The 14642-nt window shown below is 58.5% G+C and carries 21 protein-coding genes; all 21 read right to left on the bottom strand.

The genetic code is table 11. The annotated features are described in order from the left end of the window. Positions 1-14 precede the first annotated feature (14 nt). Positions 15-335 carry a hypothetical protein gene (locus C8K58_RS32320; protein ID WP_133822135.1) on the bottom strand — a complete coding sequence of 107 codons (321 nt, stop codon included), beginning with the start codon at positions 333-335 and terminating at the stop codon, positions 15-17. Further along, positions 332-730 (bottom strand): tail fiber assembly protein, encoded by a 399-nt coding sequence (locus C8K58_RS19310; RefSeq protein ID WP_158277082.1) that lies wholly within the window; start codon positions 728-730, stop codon positions 332-334. The genes C8K58_RS32320 and C8K58_RS19310 overlap by 4 nt, the downstream gene beginning before the upstream one ends. After that, on the bottom strand, positions 727-2001 hold the full coding sequence (locus tag C8K58_RS32315) for a hypothetical protein (RefSeq protein ID WP_133822134.1): 1275 nt from the start codon (positions 1999-2001) through the stop codon (positions 727-729). Before C8K58_RS32315 ends, C8K58_RS19310 begins: the two co-directional genes overlap by 4 nt. A gap of 1 nt (position 2002) precedes the next feature. Beyond that, on the bottom strand, positions 2003-2644 hold the full coding sequence (locus tag C8K58_RS19305) for a DUF2612 domain-containing protein (RefSeq protein WP_108574120.1): 642 nt from the start codon (positions 2642-2644) through the stop codon (positions 2003-2005). Continuing rightward, positions 2644-3864, bottom strand: coding sequence for a baseplate J/gp47 family protein (locus C8K58_RS19300; RefSeq protein ID WP_108574119.1), 1221 nt, complete (start codon positions 3862-3864; stop codon positions 2644-2646). Before C8K58_RS19300 ends, C8K58_RS19305 begins: the two co-directional genes overlap by 1 nt. Beyond that, positions 3857-4207 carry a hypothetical protein gene (locus C8K58_RS19295; RefSeq protein ID WP_106804530.1) on the bottom strand — a complete coding sequence of 117 codons (351 nt, stop codon included), beginning with the start codon at positions 4205-4207 and terminating at the stop codon, positions 3857-3859. The genes C8K58_RS19300 and C8K58_RS19295 overlap by 8 nt, the downstream gene beginning before the upstream one ends. Then, positions 4204-4911, bottom strand: coding sequence for a Gp138 family membrane-puncturing spike protein (locus tag C8K58_RS19290; RefSeq protein ID WP_108574118.1), 708 nt, complete (start codon positions 4909-4911; stop codon positions 4204-4206). Before C8K58_RS19290 ends, C8K58_RS19295 begins: the two co-directional genes overlap by 4 nt. 47 nt (positions 4912-4958) lie before the next feature. Continuing rightward, positions 4959-6377 (bottom strand): hypothetical protein, encoded by a 1419-nt coding sequence (locus tag C8K58_RS19285; protein WP_108574117.1) that lies wholly within the window; start codon positions 6375-6377, stop codon positions 4959-4961. After that, on the bottom strand, positions 6374-6682 hold the full coding sequence (locus C8K58_RS19280; protein WP_108574116.1) for a hypothetical protein: 309 nt from the start codon (positions 6680-6682) through the stop codon (positions 6374-6376). The genes C8K58_RS19285 and C8K58_RS19280 overlap by 4 nt, the downstream gene beginning before the upstream one ends. Beyond that, the gene (locus tag C8K58_RS19275) at positions 6682-7338 is read right to left on the bottom strand and encodes a phage baseplate protein (protein WP_108574115.1); all 657 of its coding nucleotides are present in this window, start codon (positions 7336-7338) and stop codon (positions 6682-6684) included. Before C8K58_RS19275 ends, C8K58_RS19280 begins: the two co-directional genes overlap by 1 nt. A gap of 2 nt (positions 7339-7340) precedes the next feature. Continuing rightward, a complete protein-coding gene (locus C8K58_RS19270; protein ID WP_108574114.1) occupies positions 7341-8618 on the bottom strand; it encodes a hypothetical protein in 1278 nt (425 codons plus the stop codon). A gap of 156 nt (positions 8619-8774) precedes the next feature. After that, positions 8775-9176: a hypothetical protein gene (locus tag C8K58_RS19265; RefSeq protein ID WP_108574113.1), complete on the bottom strand. Its 402-nt coding sequence runs from the start codon at positions 9174-9176 to the stop codon at positions 8775-8777. 3 nt (positions 9177-9179) lie between these two features. Beyond that, positions 9180-9587: a hypothetical protein gene (locus C8K58_RS19260; RefSeq protein ID WP_108574112.1), complete on the bottom strand. Its 408-nt coding sequence runs from the start codon at positions 9585-9587 to the stop codon at positions 9180-9182. Positions 9588-9597: 10 nt separating this feature from the next. After that, the gene (locus tag C8K58_RS19255) at positions 9598-10740 is read right to left on the bottom strand and encodes a DUF3383 family protein (RefSeq protein ID WP_108574111.1); all 1143 of its coding nucleotides are present in this window, start codon (positions 10738-10740) and stop codon (positions 9598-9600) included. A gap of 18 nt (positions 10741-10758) precedes the next feature. Further along, complete coding sequence (locus C8K58_RS19250) at positions 10759-11304, bottom strand: hypothetical protein (protein ID WP_108574110.1); 546 nt, start codon at positions 11302-11304, stop codon at positions 10759-10761. Then, complete coding sequence (locus C8K58_RS19245) at positions 11301-11672, bottom strand: hypothetical protein (RefSeq protein ID WP_108574109.1); 372 nt, start codon at positions 11670-11672, stop codon at positions 11301-11303. The genes C8K58_RS19250 and C8K58_RS19245 overlap by 4 nt, the downstream gene beginning before the upstream one ends. Beyond that, entirely contained in the window at positions 11669-12268 is a 600-nt protein-coding gene (locus C8K58_RS19240; RefSeq protein WP_108574108.1) for a hypothetical protein, read from the bottom strand. The genes C8K58_RS19245 and C8K58_RS19240 overlap by 4 nt, the downstream gene beginning before the upstream one ends. Next, positions 12269-12688 carry a DUF4054 domain-containing protein gene (locus C8K58_RS19235; RefSeq protein WP_108574107.1) on the bottom strand — a complete coding sequence of 140 codons (420 nt, stop codon included), beginning with the start codon at positions 12686-12688 and terminating at the stop codon, positions 12269-12271. Positions 12689-12730: 42 nt separating this feature from the next. Next, the gene (locus C8K58_RS19230; protein WP_108574106.1) at positions 12731-13045 is read right to left on the bottom strand and encodes a hypothetical protein; all 315 of its coding nucleotides are present in this window, start codon (positions 13043-13045) and stop codon (positions 12731-12733) included. 68 nt (positions 13046-13113) lie between these two features. Next, entirely contained in the window at positions 13114-14142 is a 1029-nt protein-coding gene (locus tag C8K58_RS19225) for a DUF2184 domain-containing protein (protein ID WP_108574105.1), read from the bottom strand. A gap of 5 nt (positions 14143-14147) precedes the next feature. Then, positions 14148-14642: a hypothetical protein gene (locus tag C8K58_RS19220; protein WP_108574104.1), complete on the bottom strand. Its 495-nt coding sequence runs from the start codon at positions 14640-14642 to the stop codon at positions 14148-14150.

Genomic DNA, 14642 nt, shown 5'->3' with positions numbered 1-14642 from the left:
GCCTAAACAGGAGGCTATGGCGTTGGATTTTCAAGCGCCATAAGTCGAGCAGAAATGTCGCCAGGAAGCATTTCGATGGAAATTTCTTCCATCGTATCAGCGTTCTTCAACTTTCCTTCGTGGTAGACGACATTGAACGGTGGGTCAGGGAATACATTCCACGCGTAAGCACCTTCCGGAGTTGCGAACCAGTCTCCAAATCGTGTTGGTCGATTAGTTGGTGGCATGCCAATCATCGCTACGGTTCCTTCCGGCGGAGGAAAGTCATCTTCGTAATATGCGCACAGAATCTCATTCGTCCCCGGCTTTCCGTGACATCTATATGATCCGCTCATGATGCATCACCTCCAGCTGGAAGTTCCGGCCAAATGATTTTGTTCGGGAACTCTTTGCTTTCTGGAACAGCGTTGAGGGCAACCCGGTATTCCTTCCACGCCCTCAACAGTTCAACGCCATAAGATTTTGCAGTGCCAAGGTCTACAGCGTCTTGCAAGGGAGCAATACGAATTGCTGCCATTGCAAGAAGTCGATCGCATTCGTGCATTGCATTAGCCGCCAACTCTTCTGTGGTTGGCAGTGGAGCAGGAGGTGGGCCATCCTCAAAGCCCATGAAGTATTCCGTATCCGGGTCCATGTAGACTTTTTCAGGGCTTTCTGGGTCCGGCGTAGCGCCATCGACGATACGCCAGAACGTCAGATCTTTCTTTACTGCATAACCCGGAGTGTTCATAGATTGTCTTCCCATCCCATACATTGAAGTACTGCGGTTGATGCGGTTGATGCGTACATAACTGACTGGGTTCGCAGGTTTATTTCGCCAGAAGTAGTGGGTACGGGGCCGGAAGCGTTCCAGCCACCGGCGAATGGAAAACCATTCGCTTGGGCTGTACTCAGGTAATTAGAGCCAGGCGTTGAAACAAAGCCCCCGAGGGGGGCGAACGCAACAAACCCAGAGTTAGTGCCGGCGACTAACATTGCCTTACTAGCGGTAATAGGAACTACCCCAGTAAGCGCAATAGTCATTGCTGTCGTAGCCGATCCACTCGTTACACCTGGGAAAGATGGCACGTTTGCACCGACATCATATCTTGCTGTCCGGCCAAATTGGTTAAATCGCAGGGGGAAAAGACTTGCATCGGTTCTTGCCCAGCTAACACGAGCTTTGAAGGTGTAGCCAGACGGCATGGTTGGGGACGTGGCACTCAGCGAAAGCAAGCATGACGTTGTGGTGCCATTACTGATGACCCAAACGCTATACCACGTAGCCGGTGTTGCGGCCGCCGCTAAATCTCTTCCGTTGACTCCGACTACTATCGTGCTTGCCCCGACATTTACCGATTGAGCCAGCAGGTTCTTTCCAGTCGTATCTGCCAAGATAATCTGGTCAGCCGAAACGGATACAAAATTGCTCGACCCACTAGCGGACACCTGCAGGTTTTTAAATGCGCCCTGGATTGCTACGGCGTTATTAGAGGGTAGCTGATCGAGCAGCACAGCATCTGTGCCGTCGTACTCAATATCTGCCAGCTGGTCTATTGCAAATACCGCCGAAACCTTCGCACCTGCCGAGTCGTACTGCTTCAGGGGTTTCGGGCCAAGACCTGAGATATTAACGGTGTCCGTGCCAGTGCTGGCCCGGTTGAACTTGACGCGGAATCGTTGGCCGGCAGCATATGCAGCGATCGCCGGCGACGGAGTCAACACCAGTGCAGCCGACGGGCCTGTCGTGGGGAATGCCGTCCCAGACTGAGTCTGTTTAAGCCTCTGGAGGGCGTCGAAAAGCTGGGAGGCCCCGACTTTGTCTACGGAACCGTTGGCTTCAAGGCCTGCCGCCGAAAGAAGCGATTGGAAAAAACCCTCCTTGTCGTTTGCCCAATCTTGTTCGAGGTACGATCCGTCTTTAGCGCTAGGTGCCGTTCTGTTTTTAAACGACCCTTGCGGATAGTCGGCGGAAGGGTTATTGAAGCGTCCAGGGTAGCGCTCGTTAAGCTTCAGTGACATGTTAAGCCCCTATGTATCCTGCAAATTCTGCGTCTTCGTCACCAAATTCAGCGTCAATATCGCCGAACTCGACCATGTCGAACCCCTCAAGGAATCCGTTAAATTTGACTGCTTGCGGCTTCGGCACCAGGCCAGCATTGAGAAGGGCGAACCGTTCAAGGTTGGTGATTTGCCCGTAGAACTCGATACTGAACGACATGTCCTCGCCGTCAGTAACACGCAGAACTTCCGCGTTCGGCAGAAGGAAGTTCATGCCGGCGAGTATGTTTTCTATCGTGGCGTCGCCGTTGTTCTTGACGATCTTGGCCTTGATGACCAGACGGTACAGTTCGTCGGAGAGCTGTCCGTCTTGGTCTATGGTCAGGGCGCTGAACATGGCTTCGTCGTCACCGAACTCATCACCGTCGGTTAGATCGAACAGACCGGGGTTCATCGGGGTAGAGCCAACAAAGCTGCGTGGTGCGACGACGATCCGGCCGATAACGTTCAACTGCTCGCCAAGGACGTTGTCGATGTCATAGCTCTTGCGAATGGCCTCGGCGGCGTCCTCAAGGCTTCCGCCCAGCTTCCTGGCTATGGCGTACCAATCCACGGCCTTTGGCTTGTTGCGGTACTGCGCGTAGATGCGGTCTGGAATATTCATCACGTTATCACTACGGTGATGTTGCTCTCCGTCCACCGGGACATCTGGTTGTAAGCAATGACAACGTTGGTCTGTCCTCCGTTGAGGCTGGATGAGGGTAGGTCTACGTAGCTGTCACCGTACGAGCCGATGACCTTATTGACCGGCGTGAAGATCGTGCTGAATGGCACCGTCTCGCCAATGTCGAAGCCGTCGATCTTGAATCCGACATCCGCCGGGATCAGGTCTCCGGCGGCGTATTCCATCATCGCCTCCTTAATAAGCTGGTCGGCGTTTGGCGGAAGTGATCCGTCATTGACGACATGAATAATGGGAAGCATGTCCACGTAGATCGGCCGGCTGGCGCGAATCAGCTTCTGGTTCGTTGGGTACTTTGGCGACGTAACCAGAACCTCAAACGGCGTGCCAGCCTGATACAGCGTCGCACCAGGGTTCTTCTTGAGGTAGATCGCCATGGCTACATCATCGTCGGTGCCGCCGTCGATGATTGGAGCAATGGAGTGCCGTGGGAGCCCGTACGGGTTGTCTGCCGAGACCGCGCTCAGGTTAGTGTCGTTCTCGTACACCTTCACCCTACGCACGCCGTCCACACCGAACAGTTCGCCGATCATGGAGTCGATCTGATTGTTGCCTGGCTTTCCCACTGCTGTAGCGCGCGTGACGCGTAGCTGCTCGTCGCGCTGTCCGTCTGTACCTGGAGTTGCTGGCGCTGCGTTTGTCACGCTGGCCAGGCCCGCCACCACGTCCACGATGCGCGTGATAGTGCCGGCGTCTGCCTGGGTAGGCCCGACGACTGTGCATGTCGCGTTCACTGTTGCGGAGCCGAGCGAGTCAGCGGTCACTGCCTGGTCGGTAGTCCAGCGGCTGCCGGTGGTGACCGACTCGAAACGGTTGCCACCAGGTATAGGCGTTCCTGGAGTGGCTGTGATCGTCAGCTGAACACTCGAGCGAGACCCGCCGGAACGGATGGTGCCGGTCAGCGAGCAAATGATGTCGAGATCGTTGCCCTTGGCCTTGTTCGGATCTTTCGAGTTATAGGCCTGCTGCAGCGTCTCATCGAGCGCGTAGAAGATCTCGGAGTCGTGCGCCATCTTCAAGCCGTCAGGCGTCGAAGGATCCAGGTTCCACAGCGGATCAATATCCAGGTAGAACTGGCGCTCCTGGGCGAACCAGTCGTTTTGCGTCTGTAGCACGTAGCCGGTCGAAGTCAGGCTAGCCATTCAGTGTTACCTCTTCCAGGCCGAACTCGGTGAGAATCCCAGCGGTTACGCTGTATTTGCGGTTTTCGATGTTGAAGTCAGCAGAGAAGCTGGTGAGCCGGATCACGCCTGGCGTGTTGGCGATTCGCGCCCTGAGCGCGGCCTCAGCGGTGGAGAGGCTTGTGAACTTTCCCAGGATTTGCTCGTACCAAGGCGTTCCGTCGGTGATGTCCCGGAAGTACTCGCCCAGGAACAGGCGCAACCGGGTAAGCACCGTCTGAGCGACCTCGGATTGCCCGGTGATGAACTGCTGCCCGCGCGTCACGATGTCACCTGTTTCTTCGTCCAGTCTGCGTACGGTCATATAACTGGCGCTCCACTTGTTCCAGACCCAGGCGTAACACCGGACGTTCTGTGGTTTTTGAGAGATATGCCGGTAGCTGTGATCACATCACCGTCAGCCGTGATCTTCAGCCCGTTAATCAGGAACGAACCGTCTGCCAGCAACTGGAAGCTGCCGGCGCCGTTCTGCATCAGGGTTGTGCCATCGGCTAGAACGTTGAACCTGGCGACCCCGTTGTCCATGGAGATGCTGTTGTCGTTCTTCAGCCAAACGAACTGCGTGCCTGCCCGGTTGCGCATACGCACGCCGTTGTTCTGGAATCCCGGCAATACGTTTGGCTGCGACCTGAATCCCGGCAAGAACATGGCGTCCTGCATGTTGTGGAAGCGCCCGATCGGGTTGGCCGCCACCCCGCCGCTCTGCACCCAGCCATCAATGCAGCGTTGGGAGAACAGGATGTCGCCCTCACAACCAGCATCGACCTGGTACTCGATGCAGTAGTCACCGCCAGGGAAGTAAACCGGCACCTCGATGATCGGGGGGATGGTGAACTCAGCTCCGTTGATGTCGACGCGAGCTATGCCGGGCTGCACCTGGGCGAGTTGCTTTACCGGGTCGAACGTCAAGATGTGGCCCGGCAGCGATGTGCAGACCCCCTTCAGGATCTCCCGGAAAGAGTCGCGGATCAGCTTCGCCTGCTTTGCGCGGCCTTCTGACTCAAGCATGCCTACCTCGGATTCGGTGAACCCGTGGGGCGGGCCTGGTTAAGTGGTCATCGCACGAACTGCTGCCCGCGCATGTAGGAGGTGTTAACGGATGCGACGGCCTCGCCGCGGGTAATAACCCCGTTGCGGTTTACGTCCAGGCCAGAGTTGGCCGCGTACTCGCGCTGGTATGGGCCGCTATCCCGCTCCCACATCACGTACGAATCCGGGCGCCCCACTGCCGCCGGCCAAAGCACTGCCAGGTAAGCGTCACCGAGGTTCCGGATACGCCCTGAGTAAGGCTTGTAGTACGCCTCCACGTAGTCGAGCTGGCGAACTGCCGTCATCCGTGCAAGCTGGGCAGTGGATGTGCCGACGGCGCGCGCGGAGGCCTCCAGAAACTGGATGAGTCCAGTAGCGGTGCTGCCTGGGTTTCTTGCGGCAGGGCTAAACGTGTAGCCCGTCTCGAACCCCATAACGGCCATGAGCCAGTTCGGGTCGAAGGACAGTCGGTCGCATATCTCGCGAACCTTGACGCGGAACGCCTGATCAACCCTTGCGCCCCAGATCAACTTGCCGTTTTGCGGGGTTGCGGTCTCATTCGCCGCAGGAGTGGTGCCAGCGCGCAGGCCGTCGATTTCGGTTTTCCAATGTCCCTCCGGCCCAGAATCGCCAGAGTGCTTCATGGCGAAAATGTTGTACTCGCCGTTGGCGCTGGCGTCACCGCTCAGTTCGGACACGAAGAGGTTGCCGGTGTTGAATGTCGCGAACTCGCTCTCTACGTTGATCTTGCCGTTGATGCGCAGCGCCGGATTGAGCTGAACCGCCACGAACACGCCGAGGCCGTCAGGCCCGCGTGAGACCTCCGGGATGCCGATCATTCCGCTGAACTGGTCCACTTTCACCATAGTCGTGGTGCGCGGCATGTTCGGCTTCGTGACGACAATACGCCCGCGGTCCTGCATCCATTCGAATTTGTAGGCGTATGCCAGGTCGGTCATGGCTTGTGGGATATCCCCGTCCACCACCAGCCCAGATGATAGCGGCTTAGCGTCGGCGAACTGAGCGTTGTCGATATCGATCGGAAGCGGCCATGCGGCTGCCAGGGCGCGGATCACTTCCTCAACCCTGGTGCCGATGCCGAATGACAGCTGGGCAGATGCTCGGTCAACCGCCGGCTGCCCTGATCGGCAGATCAGCCTGGTAATGATCTCCGGCGCGCCTGGCTCCCGCTCCCGCAAAGTATTTGTCACAAAGCCAGTGAAGATCGCGTCGACGTTGTCGTTGTAGCCAGCACGCAGCACGATACTTGACCGTTGCGCGATCGCAGATCCCTTGTTCATGTTGTAGAGGCGGATGTCAGCGAACGACAGCGCGTCACCAGGGGATATATCGATGTTGAACTGGATGCGGAACTGCCGGCGACCAGACTGGAGACCAATGTAGGGCTGGCCATTCACGTCAATCGACCAAACACGCTCTCTCATGTTTCCACCAGTGGGGGTATCCAAACGAGGAAGTTATCGATGCCCAGGTTGTCGAGGGTCACGTCTTTGCCGGTGAACACCATCTGCCCAATACCAGATCGGTAGCTCTGGATGATGTCGCTGCCAGGCTCAAGCATTGCACCGGCCACGATGCGGCTGCCGTCACGTAGCAGGTTCATGGACCAGGCCGGCACATCCAGGTAGGAGATAAAGTCAATTTCAAAGTCGATCAGGTTGTCACCGAGCTGTACGCCAAAACGCTGGTGAGCGTTGGCGGCACCGGCGCGCAGCGGGATGGTGTACATCAGACGACTCCGTCGAGGATTCCATTTACCGACTTCGAAACGCTGTCGGATGCTTCTTTGGCAATTGCCTGGCCGCGATTGATGGCGCGGGTCAGCGCCGACTTTGACGGGTCCCCGTCGCGCAGTTGATCCGGCGTGCACTGGTAGTCCCGCTGTATGCGGTCTAGTTCAATGACTTCCTGCATCTCCACGATGAACTCCAGGCCGCCCTCGTTACGTGGCTCCTTGGTCCTGGACAGGCGCGTGATAGCCATGTTCTTCAGCAGGATGTCGCCGGCGTCGATGTCGAACGGGTCGTACGACTTCATCAGCCAGATCAGGAAGTCGAGCGTGGTACTGGCGCGCGTCTCGTCGCTCCCGGCCAGCCAGCCAGCAGATAAACCGGCCACCGTGGAAACGATGGGGTTGTCGGTAAGGTTGGAAAGCGCGCCGCCGAGGAAGTCCGTCAGCTGAACCTTGACCGGGTTATTGCTGATTGCGCCGGTCATGGTCCACTTGAATGGGTTGAGGATTCGGTGATCCGCGATCCTTACGCCTGACTCAATGGGGAATGAGGTGATCGTCACCGTCGCCTCGAACGTGTCTTCCAGCACCGCGTCGAACGAGTACCCGGCAATTGTCGGGGCTTTGCGCGTGAAGATGTTGATGATGCTCACGGCTATCGCTCCGTTGTGGTCTTCAGGTCACCCAGCGTTTCGTAGTTTTGGCGCTCGTTGACCTGGTTAATCTTGGTTTCCAGGGCCTGGCCGTCGAGCTCAAGCGTGATGCCTAGCTGGTTTTTCACGTTGATCGGCGTGCGGGCCAATACGCCAGCAAGCGCTTCGGCTGATGCTTGGCGATCTTCGTCCGGTGTGGTTCCACTGGTAGGCGGCATGCTGTCGGATGCAGACCTGTCCCGGTGATCCAGGTAGTCGATATCCTCCTGAGATCGTTGAATTTTCCCGGAATAGACCTCCGGAGCTGCCCGATCAACGCCGAAGAGCTTGTCGAACATCGGGTCAATGTAGGGCGTCATGAGGTCGGCAAGGCTGATTGCCATGCCGATCTGTCCGGCACCTTTCAGCGCCCCACCGATGCCGCTCAAGCCGATCTTGGAAAGCCCAGCCCCGGCGACCACTGAGGCAGCTCCAATCCCTACGCCTGCCGTGGCCTGTGGGTTTTCTGCCAGAGCGTCGATGCCCTTGCTGATCTCAGGCCGGTACTGCTTGAGGAAGTTGTTCAGCCCTTCGGTAGCGCCCACCAGACTGGGAAGGAATTTCTCTGCCAGTTCGTTCTTGACACCTTCGATTATCAGTCCGAGCTGGGCCGTGTTGTCTGCAAGCTTGCGACTGTTATCGACAAGCTGATCAACGCTGCCAGTCAGCGCGCTGGCCCGCTTCATAGTTGCGTCGAGCTGATCCACTCCGCCGGCGAGCGAGCGGAAAACACCGTCCGACAGGCCGAGTGAGTTTTGAACTACGGACCGCTGCCCCTCATTCAGCTTTGGAATCATGCCCGACAGCGCGCGCATGAATTCCTCGCCGGTGTTCGTTTCGTATAGAGAACTTACATCGATGCCAGCCATTGCCAAATCGTTGATCGGGCCAGCTTCGCCCTTGAGTCGCAGGTTGTTCTGGATCTCCTCGAATCCTTTTATGGTATCCAGAGCCTCTGATGCTTCGCCGCCCATCAGTTTTACAGCGCTACCGAAGCTGTACACCGCATTCATTGAGGTGCGCAGGTTCTGCGTGGACATGGCTAACTTGTCGACGCGATCTGATACGCCGATGATCGCGCTTGCAGAAAAGCCAAAAGCACCAACCAATGCGGCAGAAATACTGAGCGCCCCAGACTTTATGTTGCCAATGCTGGTGTTGATCTTCTTGTCGCCCGCCTCCAGGGCTTTGGTGTCCCAACCTATGCCGATCAGGAATGACTTTAGAACCTTACTGGCCATTCGTGATTGCCTCTTTTTGTTCCCACAGTTCGTCCATGGCTTGGTTAAAGCGCTCGACGCTGGCTAGGGAGTGGGTTCCGTCTTCAAGTTGCGCCCAGGTGCACAGCGGCGGGCACACGCCAACAATCCCGACACAGGGGCGCATCAGGAACCAATTTACTGCGCTGCGCTTTCCGCGCCCGGCTGCCCTGGGCTTTTTGCGCCGCTTGGCAGCCAGTCGAAAAAATCGGAGAGGTTCCAGCGCAGCAGCTCGGCCAGCAGTTGGTTGTACTGCACCATCTTGCCGCCGAAGTCGGCCACGGTGACCGCGCGCTCGGTGCCGTTGATGAACACCCGGGTCATGAGGATCTGCACGACCTGAGCCTTCACGTCCTGGCGCATCGACATGAACATCGAACAGAGCACCTGGTCATCGACCTCAATACCCGCCTGCGCGGCCGTGGCGAACCGCTCCAACACGGCGCCGGACAATAGGGACATCAGGCGGTCCTGATCGACAGCGCTGGCCATGGCGGCGTTGTACTGCACGCCGCCAATGGTGAATGGTTTCACGCTCATCTATCAGCCCCTTGTTGCTTCCCAGATGTTGAATTGCATCGTGAACTGGTCGTCCGTGATGGTTGAGCCGGCCCGACCGCGCTGGCCGTCGTTCACGATCACGCCTTCCGAACCCAGTGCCGTTTCCAGCGTGCCGATCTGGGTGAAGGTCAGCGTGATGTTCGCGTTCGAGTTCAGCAGGCCTTGCACGTATGCCGAGTCGGACGAGCCCGGGTTGAGGTAGACGTTCACCTCGCGGCCAGGGTTTTGACGATCGAGGCGGACGGCGTTACCGCCCTGCCCCCGGCGCAACTGGCTGCGAGGGTCGATCGGCGCATCCGTGTACGGGGTAGCGGTGTCGCCCCAGTCCTGGATCTGCCGGCCATTGATGGTGACGACGGTCAGGTCGTTCGAGAAATTACTCAGGCTCATGGGTCACCTATCAATAAACGTCGAGGTCGACATCAACGATGTGGATTGCGCCGGCGCGGAACAGGCGAATGCGGAGTGGTGCGGATTTGCGGGCGTTACGGTCGGCATCCGACAAATCGAGGATGTCCTCTGGCTTGGTCAGGATCTCGAAACCGATGGTGTACTTCTCAAGGCCGTCGTCCGGATCGATGTAATTACGCGGGCCCAGGTAGCCGTTGTTGATGAACTGCTGCATGGTTGCCCGTGCGGCGCCGATCAGCACGGCCTGGCCGACTGGGGTCTGGGCAAGCTTGGTGGTTTGGTTCGCAACCGCGTTGTAGAGCGACGTGGTTAGGAAATTCACGCACGCGTCGAGGTTGATCACATCATCGATGAATTCGCCGTAGGTGCTGTGCGTAATCGTGTTCAGCCAACGGCCCGAATCCGTCGAACCCTGGTTGTCTACAACGGTGTAGAAGACCGCCTTTTTCTTGTCGCTCTGCATGGCGGTGTAGGCCGTGCCGGACAGAGACTCAGCGATAACGCCAGGGGATTTCTTGAATTCGCCGGTGATGGTCGAGCGGTCGGCGCTGTAATTCACCGCGGCGAAGTGCTTGGCCAGCGCAGAACCAGAGTACGGGTCGGTGGCGTGTGCAGCGGTGTATACGTGCCGGAAGCCGGCAGAGGTCAGCTGGGTAGCAATGTCGTCAACATCCACTGGGTCGCGTATCTCGGTAGCCGAGGCGCCAGTCTGGCTGTCGATAAACATGCTGGTGTTGTCTTCGCACCACTGGGCGATAGCCAGCACGTCAGCTTTGACGGCCAGGATAGGCGCCGTCCACATGGTCCAGTACCACCAGAGCAGGTTACGCGCCTTGTTCAGGGTCGCCGCACGGGTCGCATCGGCGGTGGCCACGCCATACACCTTCAGTTCGCGAGTAGCGGGCGTGCCGCCAAGCCAACGCTGGGCCGCCTTGTAGGTCTCAGTAGTGTCGGCGAAGTCTTCAGACAGCGCGACCAGCGTGAAATACGTCCGGTACGTATCAGGCGCGAAGCCCACCGGCAGCTCAAGCTGCGGAGCGAACAGCATGGCGCTGGCAAAGTTCGCATTGCCCAGGCCTGCCGGGCTGATCCGGGCATTAATCCGGATGATGTTGGTAGCTGGATAGCTCACTGTGCTAGCTCCAATGGGTTATGTGGGGTCGAATTCCACGGTGAAGGTGTCAAGCACCCTGGCCTTCTCGTTCTGAAGCGCCACTTCGACGCTCAGGATGTTGTTCACCACCGGCAAGCTGCTGGTTTCGTACATCAGGCGGATGGTGATCTGCGCCCGCTGCTCAAAGTTGGCAGACTGCAGGCTTGTGAGGTTGTTGACTGCGTCGGTGCTGTTCCAGCCGATCTTGGCCTTGAAGAGCATCATGCTCACGTCGGGTCGCTTGTTGGCTTCAATCAGCCGCTCAGCGAACATCAGGGCTTCCCCTCGGTAGAAGTTGACGCTGCACGAACACATGATCTGCGCCCGAACATCGACCTCCACCTGGTTGCCTGGGATGTCACGAGACACGATGTTGGCCTGGCCGCGACGCGTTGGTGACTGCCTTGGCGTGATCGTCGCATAGGCACCTTTCGGTGCTGGCATGCTGCTTGGGCCTGCCTGGTCCGCAAGGATGCACTCAGGCACCCCAGTCGCCAGCATCACAATCGGGCGCAGCTTTGCGAATAGCTCTTGGTTGGTCATGCTGGGCCACCTGACTGATCGTCAATGCGCATGACAATGACCTTGCAGTAGTTCCGCCAGTAGCGGTTGTCGACCTTGACGGCCTTCCATTGCTGGCCCATGAATGTCCAGGTTCCGGTCTGGTCGATCAGTTGCATCTCGCCCTGGTTGATGTAGATCCGGCGCGCATCGGTGATCCGCTCGCCGCCCTGTCGCAGGAAATCGACTTCCCTATCGCTGGCGGGCTGGATGTTCACGATGTAAGGCGTGGTGCTCGGCGTGCCCGGCGTCCATATGCCGTCTACCCATGCGCCGCCAGTATCAACCGTGCGGGATGCCTCGACGCTTTCAAATACGCCATCGATCTGGCCCTCCATATTCAGGCTCATTCGAGACCCTCCGATGCGGGACCAATGGAAACTTGGTGGGTGACCGACTGGCGCATGGCGCCGGTATCGATCAGCGGATTGCTGCTGCCCTTCTTGCGAATGGTCGACGCTGCGTTGGGTGGCGTCTTCAGATCGGTCATGTACACCTTCACCTTGCCCGCGGCCACCACACCGACTGCCTCGAGGATCTGGTCCATCGACTTGCCTGCCTCCATACCATCCTGGATGGTCAGCAGCACTTCTGGCGTCGCGCTCGCAACCCCCGGCTCAAGCCATGGCCTGGCCGGGATGTTGATGGTGTGCGCCTGGGTCACGCCCAGTTCCATGTATCCCTTGCCAGTCTTGAGGAAGCGAACCTCATCGCGGTCGGCAGCAGCTTTGCTGGCGTAGCCGTACGATGTTCCGCCCGGGTGCTTGATATCGGCGCCGAACTCGTTGATAGCGCCAAGACTGGCCATGGTCAGGTCGCCCGACTCAACGTCGCCGGCTTCCTCATGGATGCCTACGGTGACGACCTTGTTCGACTTGAGCGCATTCAGCTCCTTCGCCAGCTCGTCCTGCAACTCCTGGAAGCCCTGGATATCGAGTTCGATCATTCAAACCGCCTTGGCACCCATCCCGGCGCGCTTCTTGAGCCTGTAGAACTGCTGGCCGTAGTTGGTGTAGGTCAGCCAGTCGGTGCCCGCGTCCATCATCTGGGGCACGCGGTAGGCGATCGATTCGTCACCGACCGACTTCTGGGCCACGTTGAGGCGGGCCTCAGAGTTGGGCGTGCCGCCGGCGCCGAGCGTGGCAAAGTTGGTTGCCAGCCAGTGGGCGGCGAAGTACTGCATGCCACGCCATTTGAAGTTGTCGCAGGTCAGTTCGAGGGCGCCCCACCGGCTTGAGCCGGTCTCGGTACCGGCCTCGCAAAGGGCCTCAACGATGTATTCGTCTGGCCACTTCACCGGGTCAGCAAACGCTTTGAACACAGGATTGCTGCGGAAAGCCGCAATCATCTCGGGGGTGATTAGCATGGGCTCTCCGGTATGAATGAGTGGGCGCCAGGCGCCCGGGTGTTACTGTGCTGCCTGAGCCTTAGCGATTTCTTCGCGCAGGCGCGTTTCGCCCCAAGTCTTGTTGACCTTGATGCCAAGCGCTTCGGCCTGGGCGTTCAGGTCGTCTTCTTCACCATCGTCGGCTTCCAACTCATCAGCACCAACGCGGCGCAGGTCGCCGTTCTTCAGCAGAGCCTTGACGAAATCGATCTTTGCCACCGCGTCCGGAACTTCGACCGCCGGGTTTTCGCCAGGCAGGATCGGGTAGCTGGTTTCTTTGTCGTCCACCAGGTGGTTGATGGTGATCAGTCGTGCTGCTTCGTTCTTCAGGAACATGTCGAATCCTCGCCCGGAGTCATTGGCCGCCGCCCCGGGCATAGCGGAGGCGGCCCTGGAACGGCTGGTTAGAACTGGTCGCGGTAAGCGCCAGAGAACGGGTAGCGGAATTCCACGCCAGACAACTTGTATTCGCACGGCACGCTGACCGTGAGGTTGTGGAACTGCGGAGCCAGGGAGCGCCACGGGATCGGCACCTGCATACCCAGGTTCTCGTCGTTCAGCTCGTAAGCGACGATGCGGTCCTTGTTGCCGTTTGACACGCCAGCGGCGGCCAGCTGGGCAGCGGACAGTTGCAGGCGGCTGAAGATGTTGATCGGGCGACCGGTCAGCGCAGTGAACTGGTTGTTGGTGCGGAAGTACTCAAGGATCGTCTTGTCGGTGATGGTGCCCATCCGCTTGTTCGAGATGAACGCGAAACGGGCAGCATCAAGGATCACGGTATCGAACAGGTGAACGGTCGCCGAGTTGATGTAGCCATCAACCAGGATCTTGTTCAGGTCCGCGACGATCTGGTCACCGGTGGTGGCAGCGTTGTACCAGTCCAGCGTCGAGTTCGAGAGCGCCAGGTTCGGGTTGTTGAACAGGCCAGTCATGCCGCGAGCCGCATCGCCGAAGTACGCCACGCGCTGGGTGTGCTCTTGGGCACCACGGAAGGCCAGGCGCGCCTTGGTGGTGTCCAGAGGAATGCGCAGTTGTTGCGATTTGCGCAGTTCGTCCAGGCTGTAGCTGTACTTGTTACCAGCGTAGCCGATTGGCACGCTGGATTTGTTCGCGTTGATGGTTACATCAGGCAGGTCGTCAGCGCTGGCGCCGATGAATTTTCCGATGGTCACGCCGTCGTAGCTGATGTAATTCCACTCGTCTACCCATTCAGGAAGCGAGGTGTCAACAGGGATCAACTCCATGTAGTTGATCGCGGCATACTTGGCCTCGTAGATACGAGATTCCAGGTTTGCTAACTGGCTGATATAGAACGCCAGGCCATCGTCGAGAGTCGGAAGACCGTCAATAAAGGTTACTTGGTGAGCGTCACGGCCGATCTGTTGCGCGATTGCAGCATCGATGGCTACGACGATTTTCTTAAGCTGAGTCATGTCGATTAGCCCCCGACCTTCAGAGAAATTTTAGCCAGTGCGCCGGCGCCGGCGGTGCTGACCCATTTGGCGTTCGGGATCAGGACTGCCAGAGTGGCGGCGGCGCCGACCACGTTGGAGAACTGGCCCTGGTTGGTACCGGTGCCGTCGCCGACTACCAGGTAGACCGGGTCATCCTTGGCGACCGCCACGCGGGCGGTTACCCAGATAGGCGCCATGGTCTCGACGGTCATGTCGCGCTTGGCGACAGCGCCGAATACATCGGTCGAGGTGTAGGCGCGGTTCAGCTCACGCTTCACGACACCGATGAACTGGGCCGCGGTCGATGCGGCTACCGGCAGCTTGGCGCCGTCGTCACCGTCAGTGACCACGCCCAGGCCGTAGGCGATGTTGACGGTGCCCTTGTTGACCTTGGAGACGCCGTTGGACACTTCGCCATCAGCGACCATGCCCGCGTACGCGACGCCGTGGTTGATTGCGTTACCACCTTGAACTGGCAT

The organism is Pseudomonas sp. GV047, from assembly GCF_003058245.1.
In the GTDB taxonomy this organism is placed as follows: domain Bacteria; phylum Pseudomonadota; class Gammaproteobacteria; order Pseudomonadales; family Pseudomonadaceae; genus Aquipseudomonas; species Aquipseudomonas marginalis.
Note: the sequence above shows the minus strand (reverse complement) of the source record. Positions and strands in the feature narration are given on the sequence as shown.